Annotated in this window: 17 protein-coding genes; 11 read left to right on the top strand and 6 right to left on the bottom strand. The window is 60.4% G+C overall.

Annotation, left to right across the window (positions count from 1 at the left end; translation table 11 throughout):
* Window positions 1-19: 19 nt before the first annotated feature.
* The 5 genes from pepD to OQ287_RS08575 all read left to right on the top strand — a co-directional run bounded on the left by pepD (window position 20) and on the right by OQ287_RS08575 (window position 5,385).
* A complete protein-coding gene (pepD, locus tag OQ287_RS08555) occupies window positions 20-1,468 on the top strand; it encodes a beta-Ala-His dipeptidase (RefSeq protein ID WP_265896174.1) in 1,449 nt (482 codons plus the stop codon).
* A 237-nt stretch (window positions 1,469-1,705) separates the two neighbouring features.
* Window positions 1,706-3,769 (top strand): FUSC family protein, encoded by a 2,064-nt coding sequence (locus OQ287_RS08560; RefSeq protein WP_265896175.1) that lies wholly within the window; start codon window positions 1,706-1,708, stop codon window positions 3,767-3,769.
* The gene (locus tag OQ287_RS08565; RefSeq protein ID WP_250935260.1) at window positions 3,759-3,965 is read left to right on the top strand and encodes a DUF1656 domain-containing protein; all 207 of its coding nucleotides are present in this window, start codon (window positions 3,759-3,761) and stop codon (window positions 3,963-3,965) included. The genes OQ287_RS08560 and OQ287_RS08565 overlap by 11 nt, the downstream gene beginning before the upstream one ends.
* 15 nt (window positions 3,966-3,980) lie before the next feature.
* Window positions 3,981-4,913: an efflux RND transporter periplasmic adaptor subunit gene (locus tag OQ287_RS08570; RefSeq protein ID WP_265896176.1), complete on the top strand. Its 933-nt coding sequence runs from the start codon at window positions 3,981-3,983 to the stop codon at window positions 4,911-4,913.
* Window positions 4,914-4,962: 49 nt separating this feature from the next.
* Entirely contained in the window at window positions 4,963-5,385 is a 423-nt protein-coding gene (locus OQ287_RS08575) for a DUF3465 domain-containing protein (RefSeq protein WP_250935262.1), read from the top strand.
* Between the two features lie 9 nt (window positions 5,386-5,394).
* Here the strand turns inward: OQ287_RS08575 and OQ287_RS08580 are convergent, their stop codons facing one another.
* Window positions 5,395-5,862 (bottom strand): YchJ family protein, encoded by a 468-nt coding sequence (locus OQ287_RS08580; protein WP_265896177.1) that lies wholly within the window; start codon window positions 5,860-5,862, stop codon window positions 5,395-5,397.
* Window positions 5,863-5,981: 119 nt separating this feature from the next.
* Here OQ287_RS08580 and OQ287_RS08585 point away from each other — a divergent pair, with 119 nt between their 5' ends.
* A complete protein-coding gene (locus OQ287_RS08585) occupies window positions 5,982-6,809 on the top strand; it encodes an HDOD domain-containing protein (protein WP_250935265.1) in 828 nt (275 codons plus the stop codon).
* Between the two features lie 44 nt (window positions 6,810-6,853).
* Here OQ287_RS08585 and OQ287_RS08590 read toward each other — a convergent pair whose 3' ends face one another.
* The 3 genes from OQ287_RS08590 to OQ287_RS08600 are packed head-to-tail and all read right to left on the bottom strand — an operon-like array spanning window position 6,854 to window position 9,045.
* Window positions 6,854-7,597 (bottom strand): amino acid ABC transporter ATP-binding protein, encoded by a 744-nt coding sequence (locus OQ287_RS08590; RefSeq protein ID WP_250935267.1) that lies wholly within the window; start codon window positions 7,595-7,597, stop codon window positions 6,854-6,856.
* On the bottom strand, window positions 7,594-8,244 hold the full coding sequence (locus tag OQ287_RS08595) for an amino acid ABC transporter permease (RefSeq protein WP_284732695.1): 651 nt from the start codon (window positions 8,242-8,244) through the stop codon (window positions 7,594-7,596). The genes OQ287_RS08590 and OQ287_RS08595 overlap by 4 nt, the downstream gene beginning before the upstream one ends.
* Before the next feature lie 48 nt (window positions 8,245-8,292).
* The gene (locus OQ287_RS08600) at window positions 8,293-9,045 is read right to left on the bottom strand and encodes an amino acid ABC transporter substrate-binding protein (protein ID WP_250935271.1); all 753 of its coding nucleotides are present in this window, start codon (window positions 9,043-9,045) and stop codon (window positions 8,293-8,295) included.
* Window positions 9,046-9,281: 236 nt separating this feature from the next.
* On the opposite strand from OQ287_RS08600, the gene OQ287_RS08605 reads away from it, so the two are divergent.
* The 4 genes from OQ287_RS08605 to OQ287_RS08620 all read left to right on the top strand — a co-directional run bounded on the left by OQ287_RS08605 (window position 9,282) and on the right by OQ287_RS08620 (window position 14,352).
* Entirely contained in the window at window positions 9,282-10,715 is a 1,434-nt protein-coding gene (locus tag OQ287_RS08605) for an NAD-dependent succinate-semialdehyde dehydrogenase (RefSeq protein WP_250935273.1), read from the top strand.
* A gap of 102 nt (window positions 10,716-10,817) precedes the next feature.
* Window positions 10,818-11,630 (top strand): bifunctional DNA-formamidopyrimidine glycosylase/DNA-(apurinic or apyrimidinic site) lyase, encoded by an 813-nt coding sequence (mutM, locus tag OQ287_RS08610; RefSeq protein ID WP_250935276.1) that lies wholly within the window; start codon window positions 10,818-10,820, stop codon window positions 11,628-11,630.
* A gap of 197 nt (window positions 11,631-11,827) precedes the next feature.
* Window positions 11,828-13,018, top strand: a complete 1,191-nt coding sequence (locus OQ287_RS08615; protein WP_250937949.1) for a class I SAM-dependent rRNA methyltransferase — start codon at window positions 11,828-11,830, stop codon at window positions 13,016-13,018.
* Between the two features lie 98 nt (window positions 13,019-13,116).
* Window positions 13,117-14,352 carry a YeeE/YedE family protein gene (locus OQ287_RS08620; protein ID WP_265896179.1) on the top strand — a complete coding sequence of 412 codons (1,236 nt, stop codon included), beginning with the start codon at window positions 13,117-13,119 and terminating at the stop codon, window positions 14,350-14,352.
* On the opposite strand, the gene OQ287_RS08625 is transcribed toward OQ287_RS08620, so the two are convergent.
* Both OQ287_RS08625 and OQ287_RS08630 read right to left on the bottom strand, forming a co-directional pair.
* Complete coding sequence (locus OQ287_RS08625) at window positions 14,339-15,526, bottom strand: GGDEF domain-containing protein (RefSeq protein WP_250935280.1); 1,188 nt, start codon at window positions 15,524-15,526, stop codon at window positions 14,339-14,341. The two genes, OQ287_RS08620 and OQ287_RS08625, sit on opposite strands and share 14 nt — an antisense overlap.
* Before the next feature lie 405 nt (window positions 15,527-15,931).
* The gene (locus tag OQ287_RS08630; RefSeq protein ID WP_265896180.1) at window positions 15,932-17,947 is read right to left on the bottom strand and encodes a S9 family peptidase; all 2,016 of its coding nucleotides are present in this window, start codon (window positions 17,945-17,947) and stop codon (window positions 15,932-15,934) included.
* A 187-nt stretch (window positions 17,948-18,134) separates the two neighbouring features.
* Here OQ287_RS08630 and OQ287_RS08635 point away from each other — a divergent pair, with 187 nt between their 5' ends.
* Window positions 18,135-19,148: a tryptophan--tRNA ligase gene (locus OQ287_RS08635; protein WP_250935285.1), complete on the top strand. Its 1,014-nt coding sequence runs from the start codon at window positions 18,135-18,137 to the stop codon at window positions 19,146-19,148.
* Window positions 19,149-19,162 lie beyond the last annotated feature (14 nt).

A 19,162-nucleotide genomic window follows, 5' to 3' on the forward strand; every position in this document is an offset into this window, starting at 1 on the left:
ACGCATCAAGGAGATCCCCATGAACGAACAGCTCGACACGCTCGAACCGACCGCCCTGTGGCGCCATTTTCGTACCTTTTGTGATACCCCGCGGCCGTCCGGTCAGGAAGAGGCCATCATCGGAAAAATCGTTGACTGGGCCGAGCAGCGTGGCCTGACCTGCGAGCGTGATGACACCGGTAATCTGCTGGTCAGAAAGCCGGCCACGCCCGGGCATGAAAACGCCCCCGGCGTCATTTTGCAGTCACACGTGGATATGGTGGCGCAGGCGGCCAGCGGCCATGATCATGACTTCACTCGCGATGCCCTCGATACCTTTGTCGAGGACGGCTGGCTGCATGCCCGGGGGACTACCCTTGGCGCAGACAATGGCGTGGGCGCGGCAGCGGCGCTGGCCATTCTGGGCGAGTCATCGCTGACTCACGGCCCGCTGGAAGCGCTGTTTACCGTGGAGGAAGAGGCTTCACTGGTGGGCGCACGTTACCTGCAGAAGGACTGGCTGAGCGGTCACTATCTGCTGAATCTTGATTCGGAGTCCCGGGGGGAGGTCTATATCGGCTGTGCCGGGGGCAACGACGTCAAGGTTGACCATGATTTCACCCTGGTAGCACCCGGCGAAGGTCAGACCGCGTTGTCACTGTCGGTCAGTGGGCTGGTCGGCGGCCACTCCGGCATGGACATCGACAAGGGGCGGGCCAATGCCAACGTACTGCTTTGTGCCTGCCTGTGGTCGCTGCGCGACACCGGGCTGCAGCTGATATCCCTGGACGGCGGCACCATGCGCAATGCCATTACCCGTGATGCGCGTGCGGTCTTTCTGGTACCCGAGGCGGCGCGCCGCCTGGTGACTGAAACCGTGGCGGCCTTCCAGACGCGGGAAGCCCTGCTGTACGAGGGGGTCGATGACGGACTGGTGCTGAGCGTGGAAGACGGCGAAGCCGCTCAGGCCATGACCATGGAAGACAGCCGCAAACTGCTGGCGGTGCTGACGGCCATGCCTTATGGCATCGACCGCATGAGCCAGACGGTGCCCGGCATTGCCGAAAGCTCCAACAACATCGGCGTGCTGCGGCTTGAAAACGGCCATCTGCATCTGGGCGCCATGGTACGGGCATTGCGGCTTGAAAGCGCCGAGGCGATCAATGAGCGGTTCCGGGCGCTGTTTTCCCTGATTGACGTGGAAGCCATTGCCGGTGAGGGCTATCCCGGCTGGGCGCCTCAGGCAGACTCTCCACTGCTGGCCCGCTTTCTGGCCCTTCACGAGCGCGAGTTGGGCCGTGAGGCGGAGGTCAAGGTCATTCATGCCGGGCTTGAGTGCGGCATCATCGGTGCCCATTACCCGGGGCTGGACATGATTTCCTTCGGGCCGACCATCCTGGGGGCGCACTCTCCGACCGAGCGAGTAGAGCTTGCAGCGGTCGAGGAGTTTTATGCCCTGCTCAAGGCCATGGTGACGGATCTGGCCTGACCCTCTGGTTTTTTCGCTGTTCATTGCTGCCGGCCCCTGTGCCGGCAGCGTTGTGTGGTGACGCAGAATTGTCATGAGGGGTAGACGGCAGACGTAACCTCGTGAAATACTGAGCATCCTTACTAATGAGCGGCTTTGCTCGTATTACGCGCCGGGCGATCCGGCGCGCTTTTTAGTAATCAGTAACCTTCCTTTCTGTTCCGCCAAAACAGGCCCGTTTTTATCCGAGGTGGCTCAATGAATGCGATCTGGGCTGATCGTGTACTGATGGCACTTAAAACCGCCATTGCCGTCGTCATTACCCTTTATATCGCGATTCGTTTCGGACTGGTTCAACCGGCCTGGGCCATTCTGGGTGTACTGCTGGTGACGGTGCAGCCGATGATGTTTACCGGCGCGACGCCGCCGGTGGGCGTGATGGTACGCCGCGGTATTGCGCGTCTGCTTGGCACGGTCATAGGCGCCGTGGCCGGCGTGGTATTGATCGGGTTCTTCGGTCAGCAACCCCTGTTGTATGTGCTTGCCGCCGGCGCCTGGCTTGCCGTGTGCACCTATGGCGTGATGCTGCTTCAGGATGAGCCGCTGAGTTACACCATGATGTTGTGCGGCTATACCGCTACCATGGTGTCGCTGACCGCCATCGGCCATGATCCGGTTCATGTCATTGATTATGCCATCGGGCGGACGGAAGAAACTGGGCTGGGCATTATCGTGGGGCTGATAATCAACATTGCCGTCATGCCCCGGTTTGGCAGCGACCGGCTGCCTCAGGCCATCACCACGTTTTTAAGGGAGGTGGCGCGGGAGTCGACCGCGTTGCTTGAGCAGTCGGCAGACAGCAATCGTCTGGCTCGTTATCAGGCGCTGCTGCAACAGCAGCGTCAGATGGATCAGACCCAGGGCATGGCCCGATTTGAACACTGGCGCTATCGATTGCACCGTCAGCCGCTGGCCCGCTTTGCCAGCGACAGTCTGGCACTGCTGTCGGCTCTGGCCGATCTGGAGGTGGCTCTGGCGCGGCTGCGTCTCAAGCCGGGCGGGGAGGCGCTGGCCAGTGACATCAGCGCCCGGATGCAGGCGTGGTTCATGGCCTGGCAACGGCTTGATGATACCGGGCGCGTCAGTGATGACGCCCTGTCCTTTCCCGTCCTTGAGCGGGATACCTCGGTTCCGCCGCCGACACAGGCCTGCATGGCACTGGTCATCTCGCGACTGCAGGATATTTCCGCCCTGATGCTGCATGGCCAGCGCCTGCTGTCAACGCTGCACACGGGGCGGGCGCCTCGCGAGCTGCCCCGGCGAGCGAGGGGAACCTGGTTGCACCTTGAGCATCGTGTTGCTGCCTTCAACGCCTTTCGTGTCTTTGCCGGCTTTACGGCTCTGGGGCTGTTCTGGCTTCACAGCGGCTGGCTGTCCGGCTATTTCGCCATGATGATGATGGCGGTGTTCTGTGTACTGTTTGCCAAGGCGCCGAACCCTCACCGCATCGTATTTCACTTTTTCATCGGCACGGCGATTTCGGTGCCGGTGGCCATGCTGTATTCCTTTATCATCTTTCCTGCCATCAGTGGGTTCTGGCTGATGGCCATCAGTCTGGCAGTGCCCGTCGGGCTGACGGCGCTGATGTTGCCCTATCCCGCGCTGGCGGCATCGCTGCCGGCAATCATCAACCTGTCGATGACCCTGAACCTGCAGCAGCAGTTTCACTTTGCCCCCCTGGCGCTGCTTAATTCCTCACTGGCGTCGCTGGTGGGTACCGCGGCGGCAGTGGTGGTCTTTATGCTGTTTCGCCAGCGTCCAAGTCATCAGCGGCTGCAGAACCTCTTTGGGGGCTTCTGGGATGAGTTTGCCCGGCTGGCCGGAGACAGTGCGCTGCCTCATCGCGGGCGGCTCGAGGTCCGACTGCATGATCGTCTGGGGCGAATGATGGCGCTTGGCAGTACGGCAGATCAGCTTCACATGGCCACTACGCTGCACGGACTTGGTCTTGGGGTCTGGCGGCTGCGCCATCTGCGGCGGCGCATGGCGTCCTCGACCGAGGGGGTGGCCCTGGACGAGTTCGATCACTGGCTGTCGCGGCTGGGGCACACGCTGTATCAGGAGCAGGAGGCGCACAGTGGTGTTGATCGGAAGGCAAGCCGACAGGCAGCGCACGAGGCCATCGACTGGGCGCGGACGTTTTATCATGCCAGACCGCCCTGGATCAGCATGGCCGCCGAGCTCGAGATGCTGTCCCATCGGTTGATGGCGCTTGCCGGTTCGGACAACACCCTGTCTGTGGAGGATGATCATGCTGAATGAGTGGTCGCTGTTCGGCTTTTTGCTGCCGCCGCTGCTGGTACCACTGCTGCTGGCGGGCGTGCTTCATTTCCTGTCGCGACGTCTGTGGTCGCGGATCGGGCTGTATCGCTGGTTCTGGCATCCGAGCCTTGTGGATATGGCATTTTTTGCCTTGTGGTTATGGGTAGTCATGGCGTTGTGGCCTGCCCCCGTGTAACGCATCGGAGTGATTATGGTGTCAATCAATCGAAAACCCCTGCGGCTTGTGCTGACTCTGGCACTGCTGGTGCTGGCCGGCGTGGCGCTTTATCAGATATGGCAGCACTACATGCATGACCCCTGGACGCGGGATGGCCGTGTCAGGGCTGATATCGTCCATGTCGGGGTAGATGTGTCCGGGCTGGTCGACCAGCTGAACGTGCACGACAACGAGCGCGTCAGCCAGGGGCAGGTGCTGTTTACCATCGACAAGGCGCGCTACGAGCTGGCGCTGTCCAACGCTCGCGCGAATCTGACGAAGCTGAAGGTCGATGCCGACAACACGCGTCAGCGCTACCAGCGTCGTCGGGACCTGAAACAGTACGTCTCCGATGAAGAGCGCAACGACGCCGAATTCAGCTACCGTGCGGCACAGGCGGCCGTGTCTCAGGCCGAGGTGGCCGTCAGCCAGGCACAGCTGGACCTTGAGCGAGCCGTCGTCAAGTCGCCGGTCGATGGGTATATCACCAACCTGTTGCTGCGGCCCGGGCAGTATGTGAATGCCGGCGCAGAAACCCTGACGCTGGTCGATGCGAACAGCTTCTATGTGCAGGGGTATTTCGAGGAAACCAAGCTGTCGCATATTCACCCGGGCGACCCCGCGCGTATCAAGCTGATGGCGTGGAGTGAGCCGCTCAAGGGACATGTGAACAGCATTGCACGCGGCATTACCGACAACAGCCTGTCCAGCCAGTCTTCCGGGCTGACCAGCGTTGATCCGACCTTTGACTGGGTGCGGCTGTCACAGCGGTTACCGGTACGCATTACCATCGATGACATCCCGGACGATGTTCAGTTATCTGCCGGATTGACGGCCACGGTCTATATCGGTAGTGATATACCTCCGAACGAGTCCGGTTGGCGACGGTCGCTGCGCCAGTGGCTGGAAGGCTTCTTCAACGTTTGAAACAGGTCGGGCCCATGCCCGATCGTGATCCATTGCTGGCAGGGGAGCCATGATGACCGTACTGATTCGCTGGTGTGTGCTGTTGTGCATGCTGTGTCTAGCCGGGCCGGCAGTCAGCCTGGCGGCAGGCTCGTCGCCGCCCGAGGCCACGGCCGCTCAGGCGTTCGAGGCACATCAGAGTGATGTGCTGATCACCGGTGAGGGGGTGGTGTTTCGGATATTGAGCGATGATACGCGCGGAGACCGGCACCAGCGTTTCATTCTGCGACTGGCCGATGGGCAGACGCTGCTGGTGGCGCATAATATCGACCTTGCCCCACGGCTGGATGGCCTTGAACGCGGCGCCCACGTTCGTTTTCGTGGTGAATATGTCTGGAACGCGCGAGGGGGCGTGCTCCACTGGACCCATCATGACCCGCGGGGACGCCATCCGGATGGCTTTCTGGAGTATGACGGCCGACGCTATCAGTAAGTGCTGCTGTCAGCCCATGCAGCAGCGCTTTGCCTTTTTACCGCTGCCGCAGGGGCAGGGGCCATTGCGGGAAACCTTTTCCGCTGGTGGGTTCTGAATCCCGTCCAGGTAATACCAGTGGTCCCCCTCGCGGATGAAACGCGAGCGCTCGTGCATGACGTGCGATACTCCCTCCGCCAAAAAGGCCGCCTTGAATTCCACCTCGCCCCGCCGGCCCCGCTCCTGGCTTGAAATGATCTCGAGTCCCGTCCATTCGGCCTCACGTCGCGACAGGGCCGCCGCCGATAGCTCCCGGCGCTCGGGACGACCCGGGGCCCATGTCGCCAGCAGGTAGTCTCCCAGCCCGCCAAGGGCGAAGGCACTATAGCGGGAGCGCATCAGTGCCTCGCAGGTGGCCGCAACGGCCTCACCGCGATGCAGGGGCGCGCAGCAGGTGGCGTAAGGATGGCCGGACTGGCAGGGGCAGGGAGCAGGCATGGAAACTTCCGGGTCTGGAATGTGAGTGAAGCCTATCAAGATTCGAGCCGGTATGCCGTTTTAAGCAGCAACTTCGCCGGCTGCGCCGTGCGTGACTGCGACAAGAGGCTGGGCTTCTCATGGATCAACTGTTCGAAAAAATTCACCAACTCCCGAATGTTCCTGAAGTAGTGATGGAGCTGATCGAGAACTTCAACAACCGCAATATCAGCGTTGATGAAGTGGCCAGCAGTATCAAGAAGGACCCGAACCTGGCCCTCAAGGTGCTGCGCATGGCCAACTCGGCGCGCTATGGTGCCGGACGCAATATCGGGTCAATCGATGATGCGGTCATGCTGCTGGGGTTTGATTGCGTCAAGACCCTGGTGATTGCCTCCGGGGTGACCTGTGCCTTCAAGGAAATTCCCGGGCTTGATCGGCGCGAGTTCTGGCGCGAGTCCTTCATGGTGGCCAATATCGCCCGGACCATCGTTCGCAACAGCAAGATAAAGGACGTGTCAGCGGAAACGGCCTTCACCTGTGGCATCCTGCATAACATCGGCCTGACCCTCATGCATATCGGGCATCCCGATAAAATGCTGCGGATCGACAAGCTGGTGGAGCAGGGAGCCCTTCGAAGCGAGCTGGAGTTGAACCAGTTCGGCTATGATTACACCCAGGTCGGCGCCGAGCTGGCGCGCCGCTGGCGCTTTCCGGAAACCATTCGCACGGCGCTGGAATTTCAGAACCATCCGCTGGATACCAGCCCGTTTTCGGCGTACGCCGCGGCGGTTCACCTGTCTGCATACCTGTATCGGTGCATCGTCAACGGCAAGTCCGAGGAAGAGGCGCTTGGGCAGTTCCCGGTGGATGTGCGCAAGCCGCTGTCACTGGACCTGTTGACGCTTTACGAGGATATCGTCGAGCTGATGCATCAGGACGACGACATCGACACCATCCTGGCCTGAGCCTGCGTGATACCCGGGGCCCGTTCAGGGCCCCGGACAGGGTTTTATGCCGAAGTGCCCAGTACCTTTCTGAGAAAGCTGCGAGTGCGGGGGTCCTTCGGGTCACTGAACAGCTGGTCCGGTGGCCCCTGCTCTACAATGCGTCCGCCTTCCATGAAGATCACCCGGTCTGCCACATCGCGGGCAAACTGCATTTCATGAGTCACTACCATCATGGTCTGGCGCTGGCTGGCCAGCTGTTTCATGACGCCCAGAACTTCTTCGACCCATTCAGGGTCGAGTGCCGAGGTAGGTTCATCAAACAGGATGACTTCGGCATCGGCCGCCATGGCCCGGGCAATTCCGACCCGCTGCTGCTGACCTCCCGACAGGGCCGACGGATAGGCGTTGCCCCGGTCGCCAAGTCCTACACGCTCCAGCAGTTCCATGGCGCGGGCGTGGGCGCGGGCCCGGGGCCAGCCGTCCACCACGATCAGGCGTTCGGCGACATTGTCGCGCGCGGTCCGGTTGGCAAACAGGGCGTAGTTCTGGAAGACAAACGCTGTATTGCGCCGCAGCGCTAGCTGCTCTGCCCGGGAGGCTTTGGCAAAGTCGATTCGAAGCTTGTTCAGGCTTATTTCGCCGCTGTCCGGCGTTTCCAGCATGTTGATGCAGCGCAGCAGGGTGGACTTGCCGGTACCGCTGGGGCCGATCACTACAATGATCTCGCCCTTTTCAATGGTGAGGTCAATGCCGTCGAGTACGGTGCTGTTGCCAAAGGTCTTGACGAGACGGGAGAGAGTAATCATCGCGCGTAGGCCCTGTTCAAACGATGTTCCAGCATCTTCTGCAGCCGGGACAGCAGTTCCACGACTACCCAGTAGATAATCGCCACGGTCAGAAAGGCCTCGAAATACATGAAGCTGCTGGAAGCGTCCTTCTGGGTCGCGCCCATCAGTTCGGTCACGCCCAGGGTAAAGGCCAGAGACGTCGACTTGATCATGTCGATGAAGTAGTTCATCAGCGTTGGCACGGCAATGCGTGTGGCCTGAGGCAACACGATACGCCGCATCAGCTGCCCCTGGGTCATGCCGATCGACAGCGCCGCCTCGGTCTGGCTGCGGTCGACACCGGCAATGGCTGCCCGGATCGATTCAGCCATATAGGCACTGAAATGCAGGGTCAGGCCGAGGATGGTGGCCGTGATGCCATCTACCTTGACCAGCGACGTGAAGATCTGCGGCAGACCGTAATAAAACAGAAACAGCTGAACCAGTAGCGGGGTGCCGCGGAAAAAGGAAATGAACAGCAGCGTGAGCTGGTTCAGTACCGGCGGGCGGGTGACACGTATCACCGCCAGCAGCGAGGCCAGTACCAGCGCGCACAGCATGCCGGCACTGGCCATGCCGAGGGTAATCGGCAGCTTGGTGAGCAGATACGGCGCCAGCTGGGCCATGTAGGAAAAATCAAGCACGCTCACACGCTGCCTCCTGGTGCGACTCGCTTATGGCGAGGTAATGTCAGTGCCAAACCACTTCTCGGAAATCTGCGCGAGGGTACCATCATCTCGAAGGGTTGCCAGTGCCTGATTGACCTTGTCACGCAGGGCTACGCCTTCGCTGTCATCGCGAAACGGCAGGGCGTTTTCGATGCGTGAAAATGGCTGGCCGGCCAGTTGCAGCGGCAGCGGTGTTTTCTTGATGACCTGAGCGGCACTGACGCGGTCCATGACAAAGGCATCGGAACGACCAAGGGCGACATCCTGCTCGACATTGGACTCATAGGTCTTGATGTTGATGTCGTCGGCATTGGGCAGTTCACGCAGCAATTGCTCGAAGTTGGTACCCAGATTGACGGCGACGGTCTTGCCGGACAGATCCGCGGGGCCTTGAATGCTGTCATTGCCCCGTTTCACCACGACCTGTGCACCGTCATACACATAGGGTGTGCTGAAGGCGTACTTGGCCTTGCGCGCGTCGGTGATGGTGATCTGGTTGGCGATCGTATCGATGCGCCCGGCGTCCAGCATACCGGCCAGCCCGGAGAAGTTGGCCGTGACAAAGGACACGTTTTCACCGATCTGCTTGCCGATGGCGTTCAGAACATCGACTTCAAAGCCCTGAAGCTTGCCCTGCCGGGCGAAGGTGAACGGGAAATAGTTGCCGGACATGCCGACCCTGATATCGGCCTGAGCGGGCAGGGTAGCCAGGGTCAATGTTCCCAGGGCCACAACAGACAGCAGTGTTTTGATGTTCATCGATGGAGTCCTTGTTCACGTCATCGTTATTGGCAACATGGTAGGTCAATAATTCAATAACGTCATAAAAGAATAAATCTATATGCCTTTTTGTTTTATTCGATCAGGATATCCCGGCGCTGCATATTCATTATGCTGACAGGGTTGAAATCGAAAGAGCCATCCCCATTTAACTAGCATGCTAACAAATGGGGTGGGTCATACTACCTTTCCTGTTCAAAGGAGAAAACCAGCGTATGTATCCTGACGTAATGTTGTTCGTGAACGGTCAATGGCAGCCGGCGGCCGATGGAGGCAGTCTGGATGTAGTCAATCCGGCCACGGAAGAGGTCATCGGACAGGTTGCCCGAGCCGGTCAGGCCGACCTTGACAAGGCGCTTGACGCGGCCTCGACGGCTTTCGCTACCTGGCGTATCACTTCTCCGCTCGAGCGAGGCAAGACCATGCGTCGCGCTGCCGAACTGCTGCGTGAGCGGGCTGATCATATTGCCGGCATCATGACTCGCGAGCAGGGCAAGCCGCTGGCTCAGGCCAGGGCTGAAACCCTGGGCGCTGCGGATACGATCGACTGGTTTGCCGGAGAAGCCCAGCGTACATACGGTCAGTTGGTGCCGGCACGTCAGCCGGATGTACAGCAGCAGGTAAGCAAGCGTCCGGTGGGCGTGGTGGCTGCCTTCACGCCGTGGAACTTCCCGATCAATCAGGTCGTGCGCAAGCTGTCTGCAGCCCTGGCTGCCGGCTGTACCATTATCGTCAAGGGGCCGGAGGAAACGCCGGGATCTCCCGCCGAACTGGTGCGCGCCTTTGCTGATGCCGGTGTGCCTGCCGGCGTCATCAACCTTGTGTACGGTGTGCCGGCTGACATTTCCGAGTACCTGATTCCGCACCCGAAGGTGGCCAAGATTTCCTTTACCGGTTCGACGCCGGTCGGCAAGCATCTGGCAGCACTGGCTGGTCAGCACATGAAGCGGGCCACGATGGAGCTGGGCGGTCATGCCCCGGTGCTGGTATTCGAGGATGCCGATCTGGATGTGGCAGCCCGCGAAATGGCGCTGGCAAAATTTCGCAACGCGGGTCAGGTCTGCATCGCGCCTACCCGCTTTCTGATTCAGGACGCGGTTTATGACACCTTCATTGACAAGTTTGCCGCCGAAGTGAGGGCGCTCAGGCAGGGCGATGGCTTGGATGAGGGCACTACGATCGGGCCCATGATCCATGGGCGTGGCCGTGACAATATCGAGGCGTTCGTCAATGACGCTGTCGAGAAGGGGGCGCAGGTGGTCACCGGCGGCAAGCGCGGCGAAGGCAAGGGATTCTTCTTCGAGCCTACCGTGCTCAAGGATGTTCCTGCTTCTGCGCGTGCCTGGAGCGAAGAACCGTTTGGCCCGGTTGCGCTCTTCCAGTCCTTCAGCGAGTACGATGAGGCGGTTGCCGAGGCAAATCGTCTGCCGTTCGGCCTGGCGGCCTATGCGTATGCACGTGATCATCGCCTTGTGGCAGCGCTGGGGCGTGACGTTGAATGTGGCATGCTGACCATCAACCATAACGGGCTGGGTCTGCCTGAAGCTCCGTTTGGCGGTATCAAGGATTCCGGTTATGGCACTGAAGGTGGCAGTGAAGCCATCGAGAGCTATCTGGAACTTCGTTATGTCACTCAGGCTGCCCGCTGACGCGGTAAGCGCTGGATTGATATACTGATGAGATGACGCCGGCGTTGCCGGCGTCATTTTTTTGCGGGACGCACAGGGTGCGGCAGGACATCAGGAGACAGCATGCCCGAGTTACCCGAAGTGGAAACCACCCGTCGAGGCATTTTGCCCTACGTGGAAGGGTTCGAGATCAATGAAGTACGGGTACGCTTTCCGACATTGCGTATTCCGGTGCCCGACGGTCTGGAAAACCGACTGGTTGGTCGGACCGTTACTGCGATAACGCGACGGGCCAAGTACCTGTGTATCGAGGTGGAGTCGGTCAGGGTGCTGTGGCATCTGGGCATGTCCGGCAGCCTGAGGCTGGTGGCACCGGGAACACTGCCCCGAAAGCACGATCATATCGATTGGGTCATGTCCTCCGGCTGGGTCCTGCGCTATCACGACCCTCGCCGGTTCGGGCTGATTGATCTGGTGGATGACTGGGACCGTGACCCCCGGCTGGCCCGGCTCGGGCCGGAGCCGCTTGATGATGGGTTCACCGCGCAGGTGCTGTTTGATCGCTCTCGGGGAAAGCGAGTGGCAGTCAAGAATTTCATCATGGATAACGCCGTAGTGGTAGGCGTAGGCAATATTTACGCCAACGAAGCGCTGTTCATGTCCCGGGTGGACCCGCGCCGGCCGGCCGGTGAGCTGGAGCTGGCCGAGTGCCAGGTGCTGTGCGCGGCGATTCGCCAGGTACTGGCTGCTTCCATTGAGCAGGGCGGCACGACCCTGCGTGACTTTGTCAGCGGCACCGGTGAGCCGGGCTATTTCGCCCAGCGGCTTTATGTTTATGGACGTCGTGGTGAAACCTGCAGGGAATGCGGCACGCTGCTGGAAGGTGTGGTGATCGGTCAGCGTGCGACGGTCTTTTGTCCGACCTGTCAGCACTGATCCCGGACGCGGCAGGATTCAGGTTATCCACACCCGGTCGGGCCGTATCTGATGTGCCATCGTCTGTTGGTGGCTTACGCCGTCGGCGCAGGCGTGTATCATTCCCCCATACGCTTGTTGGCAGCCCTTCAGGGCTGCCCGCGACATATTGATGGCCTGCGGGCCCCAGGATGAGTTTTCCCATGTCTGATGTATCCATTACCCGGCGCCTGAGCCTCAAGAAAAATGCCGATAAACGGCTCAAGGCCGGGCATCTTTGGCTTTATTCCAACGAAATAGACATCACCAAGACGCCGCTGAAGGATTTTGAAGCCGGCGCGCAGGCGATTGTTGAAGCTGCCGGTGGCAAGGAACTGGGTGTCGCCTACGTCAATCCCAACTCGCTGATCTGCGGCCGAGTGGTCTCCCGGGACCCCAACGTGCGGCTCGATCGCTCGCTGCTGGTCCATCGATTCAAGCAGGCACTGGCCCTGCGTCAGCGCCTGTTCGACAAGCCCTTTTATCGTCTGGTGCACGGTGAGGGTGACCTGTTGCCGGGCCTTGTGATTGATCGTTTCGATGATATCCTGGTCGTGCAGCTCAATACGCTGGGCATGGAACGCATGCGTGACAGCATTATTGACGCCCTGAACAAGGTGGTTTCACCCCGGGTCATCGTATTCAAGGGAGATACCAGCGGGCGTCGCATGGAGTCGCTCGAGCCCAGCATCGAAGTGGTGCAGGGTGAACTTCCCGAGGCGGTGATGATGGAAGAGAACAATACCCGCTTTGAAGCGCGCGTGATCGATGGCCAGAAAACCGGCTGGTTCTATGATCACCGGGTCAACCGGGCGTGGCTTAATCGTCTGGTTGAAGGCAAGCGGGTGCTGGATGTCTTCAGCTATGTTGGTGGCTGGGGGGTACAGGCCGCCAACCATGGTGCCAGTCAGGTCATGTGCGTTGATGCCTCGGGGACTGCACTGGAGCATGTCGGCCGTAATGCACGCCTCAATGGCGTTGAAGACCGGGTCTCCGTGCAGGAAGGTGATGCCTTTGAGGTGCTGTCATCCCTCAAGGCGGCCGGTGAACAGTTTGACGTGGTCATTCTCGATCCCCCCGCGTTCATCAAGAAGCGCAAGGACATCAATAACGGCGAGCGTGCCTATGGCCGCCTCAATCGTGAAGCGATGCGCCTGATGGGTCGTGATGGTCTGCTGGTTTCCGCGTCCTGCTCCATGCACCTGGCCAGCGAGCGTCACATCGACCTGGTGCGTGGCGCAGCCCGCCATCAGGATCGTCATGGCCAGCTCATCTTCCAGGGACACCAGGGCCCGGATCATCCGATTCATCCGTCGATTCCCGAAACCGCATACCTCAAGGCGCTGGGTGTTCGGGTATTTCGTGACTGAGCATGAGCGGCCGGGGCAAGTCTCTGGCCGTGGACAGTAATGTGAAAGCGGGCCGATGACTGCCATGTCATCGGCCCGGTCTGTTTCAGGAGGACACCATGGCACATTTGAAAGCAGTACAGGGCAGTAAGGCGCCTGCCACGCCACCATCACGGCCCCTTGGCCTGCCGGGGCTTGCCGCTCTGGCGCTTCTTCTGGCAGGGCTTGGCTGGCTGGCGGGCATGGTCAGCCTGGTGCAGGCAGCGCTGCTGCTGGTCGGCAGCGGCCTGGGCGTCGTGCTTTATCATGCGGCCTTCGGCTTTACCTCCGGATGGCGTCGCATGATTGTCGAGCGGCGAGGTCGAGGGCTGCGCGCCCAGATGCTGTTGCTGGCCGTGGCTGTGGTGCTGTTTTTCCCGCCCCTGGCCAGTGGCACGCTGTTTGGCCATCCGGTACAGGGCTTTGTTTCGCCGATCGGTGTATCGGTCGTGGCCGGGGCCTTCATGTTCGGTCTGGGCATGCAGCTGGGCGGAGGGTGTGCGTCGGGTACGCTGTTTACCGCCGGGGGTGGCAATGCCCGTATGGTGATAACGCTTGTGTTTTTCATCATCGGCTCTGTGCTGGCGACCATTCACTTTGACTGGTGGATGAGCCTGCCGGCGCTGGCCCCCGTGTCGCTGCCTGAAACAATGGGGTCTGCCAACGGTATTTTCCTGAGTCTTGCCCTGTTCGGCGTGATTGCGCTGGCCACGCTATGGCTTGAAAAACGTAGGCACGGCAGTGTGGAGGCCAGTGGTGGCGTATTGCCGTCGGACCGTTCTCGCTGGCTGCGAGGCCCGTGGCCCCTGTTGCTGGGTGCACTGGCTCTGGCACTTCTGAACTTTGCAACCCTGGCACTGGCCGGGCGGCCCTGGGGGATCACTTCTGCCTTTGCCCTGTGGGGCGCGAAAGGTGCGGCGATGATCGGTTTTGATCCGGGCAGCTGGGCCTATTGGCAGGATGCCGGTCGGGCCGCGTCACTCAAGGAAGGAATCGATCACGATGTAACCTCGGTCATGAATATCGGTATCGTGCTGGGAGCCATGGTAGCGGCATCGCTGGCCGGTCGGTTTGCGCCGAATTTTCGAATTCCGCTGCGCTCGGTGGCGGCAGCGGTCATTGGCGGCCTGTTGCTTGGGTATGGTGCGCGTATTGCCTTCGGCTGCAATATCGGTGCCTATTTCAGCGGCATTGCCTCGGGTAGCCTTCACGGGTGGGTGTGGATGGTGTTTGCCTTTGCCGGCAACATGCTGGGCGTCCGCCTGCGGCCGTTTTTCTTCCGTGCGCCATATCGGCCTGCCGTCAAGGGTTGTTGAACTGTCCCGAGCGTAAAGGCACATGGTCGGCCGATGAGGGGCCTGAAAGGCACACCCGATTGCGGCCGTTGTGTTTCGCCTGATAGAGCGCGGCGTCGGCCGCGCTGGCGGTGGTATCGAACTGTCTGACGAGGGTCGGCGTGATGGCCACACCGATACTGACGGTGACATCAAGCAGGCCGCCGGCGGTGTGAAACGGTGCGCCTGCTACCGCGCGGCGTATGTCTTCGGCGCGCTGCCATGCTGTCTGTGGGGTGCTGTCTGTCAGCACGACCAGAAATTCTTCACCACCCCAGCGGGCGACCAGAGCATGATCCTTGAGCGTCTGACGGATGCGCTCGGCAAATTCGATCAGCACTGCATCGCCTTCTTCGTGGCCGTATCGGTCGTTGATCTCCTTGAAGTGATCGATGTCCAGCATCAGCACGGCGCTGGTGGTGCTTGAAAAGTGCATTGCGCCAAGCAGGCGTGCCACTCCGCGGCGATTGGTGAGTCCGGTGAGGTGATCCGTTTCGGCCTGCTCGATCAGGCGCTGATTGGCCCATTCACTGCTCATTGCGATAAAGCCGAGGTATACCATGATGCTTGTGACCTGATCGAAGATCATTGGGCCCTGCCCGGCACTGGTCATCGTGACGGCCTCTTCGCTGGTAAACAGTAATGCTATCCCGATGGCGAAGCTCATCAGGTACCCCAGAAAGGCCGCTGCGACCACGTATTGTGACCAGAGCCGTTCGTGGCGAGCCCGGTATATTTCGATGACCACCAGCCCTGCGCCCAGCCCTGCCATCAGATAGAGTGCCGACATTTCGGTTGTCATCGGGACGGACAGTGCGGGCAGGACAATGTAGCTCGCCCCCGCCAGCCCGGTAAGTGTCAGAACATGACGCCATTTCCCGGGCTTGTCGTAAAAGAGGCGAAGCCCGTTCCATGATAGCGCCATGCTGGCCGTGTAGGCGCTGAACATGAGTGCCCCGAGCATCGGGGCAGGCATGGCTTCCTGGGGGATCGACAGTGCGATGATCGATCCTGCTGTCGAAGTCGCAAGCGCACCACCCCAGTACCAGAGGTATCGGGCCTGTGGGCTTCTGGCGATCATGACCGAGAACACAATGAAAAAGCCGACCCGGCTCAGGATGCTCGAGAAATGAAAGGTGGTGATGTCAAGTTCCATGCCGTGTGTACTCGTATCGTCGTGGCCTCGGACAGAAGACAGTGTGAGTGGGCGTCTTCCCGGGATCGGTAACCGATGCCGGTGTCCTGTATCAGCCGCTCCGGGTTGGTCTCGACATCACATGTTCCTGCGCAGAAACGCTGTGTCGGTACACAGGGGCGGCTGATGGGCCGGAGGGCCTGATCAGCAGGGCAAGCACCATGGCCATGCATCTGATGGTCCAGGATGCATGCCGCGCATGTCTGTACATGAAACGATCTTGATGAACGCGGCGTAGTGATGCTTATCGGCGAGGTGGTGTCAGGCTTTGGTCGTTGATGAGGAAATATTGCACCCATGCTGATGCGGGGCGAACGAAAAAAGGCGCCGCAAGGCGCCTTTTGAAGAGATTGTCCTGCGATGGGGTCAGGACGAGAGGGCGGCCTTGAGCCCCGGCGCGTACTCGGCACCGTGGGCCACTGTCAGAGAGGCACCTTCAAGTGCATCGCCGACAGGCTCGAACTGCCCACCCAGCACATCGGCCAGAAAGGCTTCCGTCACGGCATTGAAGGCGATGTTGTTGACGGGGCGTGCAAATCCATGGCCCTCATCGGGGAAAAGCACATACGTCACCGGGATATCATTGGTGCGCATGGCTTCCACAATCTGATCACTTTCAGCCTGCTTGACTCGTGGGTCGTTGGCGCCCTGACCGATCAGCAGCGGACGCTGGATGCGCCCGGCATGCGTCAGTGGCGAGCGGTCCCTGAGCCAGGCTCGGCCTTCTTCGGTTTCCGGAGATGCCATGCGGCGATACATCTGCTGACGACCGGCCTCCCAATAGGCGGGAATGCTGTCCAGCAGTGTCTCGAGGTTGGACGGTCCCACGATATCGACCCCGCAGGCAAAAACGTCCGGCGTCATGGTCAGCCCGGCAAGCGTTGCATAGCCCCCGTAGGAGCCGCCCATGATCGCAACGCGAGCCTTGTCGGCCACGCCTGCACTGACAGCCCAGTCCACGGCGTCCAGAAGGTCGGTGTGCATGGCGGTGCCCCACTCGCCATCCCCGGCACTGGTAAAGCGTTTGCCAAACCCGGTAGAGCCTCGGAAGTTGACCGATAGTACCGCATAGCCACGGTCGGACAGCCACTGATGGTAACTGTTGCTGCCATAGCCATCGCGTGCCCAGGGGCCGCCATGAACCAGCAGCACCATGGGGAGCGGCGTTGCCGGTGTGGTGAAGCCGTCACCGTCACTGGCGCCCCTGGGCAGGGTCAGGTAGGCGGTCAGGGTCAGGCCGTCGCGTGCGGTGATCTCCAGCGGCGTCATGCCGTTGAGCGGTGCACCTTCGAGCTCGGGACGGCTGACAAACAGGGAGGTAAGCGCACGGGCTTTTCTGTCGAACAGCCAAGTGTGAGCCGGTGCCGTTACCGGATCATTAACGACAATCCAGAAACGGTCATCCCGCGTACGGGACGTCACGTGAACATCTCCCTTGAGTTCACTTTCAAGCCACTGAAGGCTCTCCTCGATGTCGCCATCCTTGAAGTACCACTGTTCGCGCAGGTAGTCGACGGACCAGGCCTGCACCTCGCGACGGTCGGGACTCAGCATGACATCAGTAATGTCGGCCCGCTGGTCGTGAGCAATGACGGTCAGGTCACCGCTTTCCCAGTCCTGGGCGGTCAGGGCCGCGGTATCACGCCCACGGCTGTCGATCCAGTACAGGGTTTTCCCGTCACGGGTAAAGCCGGCCGGACCGGTGTTGCTGCTGTCTTCAAACCCGACGGTGGCAAAGGGCTCGGGATCGATATCCGTCCCGCTGACGCGGAAGAATTGTTCCCCGCCGTCCGGCGCCGGGCGCATGGCCAGTCTGAGGTTCAGGTCATCATCTGCCAGAAAGCCGCCGTAGCCTTCGTTTTCCAGTACCTTCTCAAGCCGGCCGTCAGCCAGATAGAGTCGATAGACGTCATGCCAGCGAGGGTCACGGTCATTCAGGCCGATCAGCAGGTGGTCGGTGACATCCGGGCTGATGCCGATGACCATGACACGAATATCATCCTGAGGTGTCAGGAGTCGCGGCCCGCTGCCGGTGGTATCGACGGCAAAGAGGCGAAAGTTTTCATCGCCTCCCTGGTCGTTGACGTAAAGCAGTTGCCGGCTGTCGGGTGACCAGAAGTAGCTGCGTATCGGCCGCGTTTGCTCATGCGTCAGTGGCTTTGCTTCATCGGGGTGTTGCCTGGGGGCGACCCACAGGTTCAGTACGCCATCAACCGGCGCGATCCAGGAAAGCCAGTGCCCGTCAGGGCTGGTTTTGGCACCAATACGAGTCGGGTTGCCGAACAGCTTTTCACGTGAGATCAGCGAGCTGCCGCCGGAGGTGCCGGCGTCGGGGGCTGCGGACTGCAGATACGGGGTGGAATACGTTGTCATCCAGCGCATGAAACCTCCTTGTTCAAACGGGCATGTTGCCTCTTCATTACTCAATGGCGGTGAGAGAGGCGGATATCAAGCCGGTTCGGTTCGCGTCGCTGCAATCGCCTGGGTAATATACGGTTCCATCAGGGCTGCCGTGGAAGTTACCGGCGCCATTTCACCTTGCCATTGTAGACACTTGCGACGGACTTCGATGACTCATACCCGCATTCTCACCGGCATCACCACCACGGGCACTCCGCACCTGGGCAACTACGTTGGCGCCATCCGGCCGGCCATTGAGGCCAGCCAGGACAGCGCGATGGAAACCTTTTATTTTCTGGCCGATTTTCATGCCCTGATCAAGGCACGTGACCCTCGGGTGGTGGAGCAGTCCCGGCTGGAAATCGCTGCTACCTGGCTGGCGCTAGGGCTGGATACCAATCGGTCTACTTTTTATCGGCAATCCGATATTCCAGAGATCCCCGAGCTGGCCTGGCTGCTTTCCTGTGTCTGCGCCAAGGGGCTGATGAATCGCGCCCATGCCTACAAGGCGGCCGTGGCGGATAATGAGGAGGGCGGCAGTGCCGACCCGGACCGTGGTATTACCATGGGCCTTTATGGCTATCCGGTGCTCATGGCTGCCGATATCCTGATGTTCAATGCCAACCGGGTGCCAGTCGGCCGTGATCAGGTTCAGCATATCGAGATGGCGCGCGATATTGCCGGCCGATTCAATCACCTCTACAAGGGGCAGTACTTTACGCTGCCCGAGGCGGTCATCGACGAGCGAGTGCAGCTCCTCAACGGGCTTGATGGGCGCAAGATGTCCAAAAGCTACGACAACACCATTCCGCTGTTTGTCAGCGAGAAAAAGCTGCTGAAGCTGATTCGCAAGATCAAGACCAATTCCCTGGAGCCGGGGGAGCCCAAGGAGACAGAAGGGGATACCCTGTTTCAGATTTATCAGGCCTTTGCCGACACTGCCGAGACTGAGGCCATGCGTCAGCGATATGCCGAGGGCATCGGCTGGGGAGACGCCAAGAATCAGCTGTTTGAGCTCGTCAACGAGCAATTGACCGCGCCGCGTGAGCGTTACTACTCGTTGCTGGATGATCCCGGCCACATCGAGCAGATTCTGCAGCAGGGGGCGGAGAAGGCACGCGAGGAAGCGGCGAAAACCCTGGATCGGTTACGCAGTGCCGTTGGCCTGGGGCGCTTTATCTAGGGCATGGTGGTTTC

This window comes from Larsenimonas rhizosphaerae, assembly GCF_026240105.1.
In the GTDB taxonomy this organism is placed as follows: Bacteria; Pseudomonadota; Gammaproteobacteria; order Pseudomonadales; family Halomonadaceae; genus Larsenimonas; species Larsenimonas rhizosphaerae.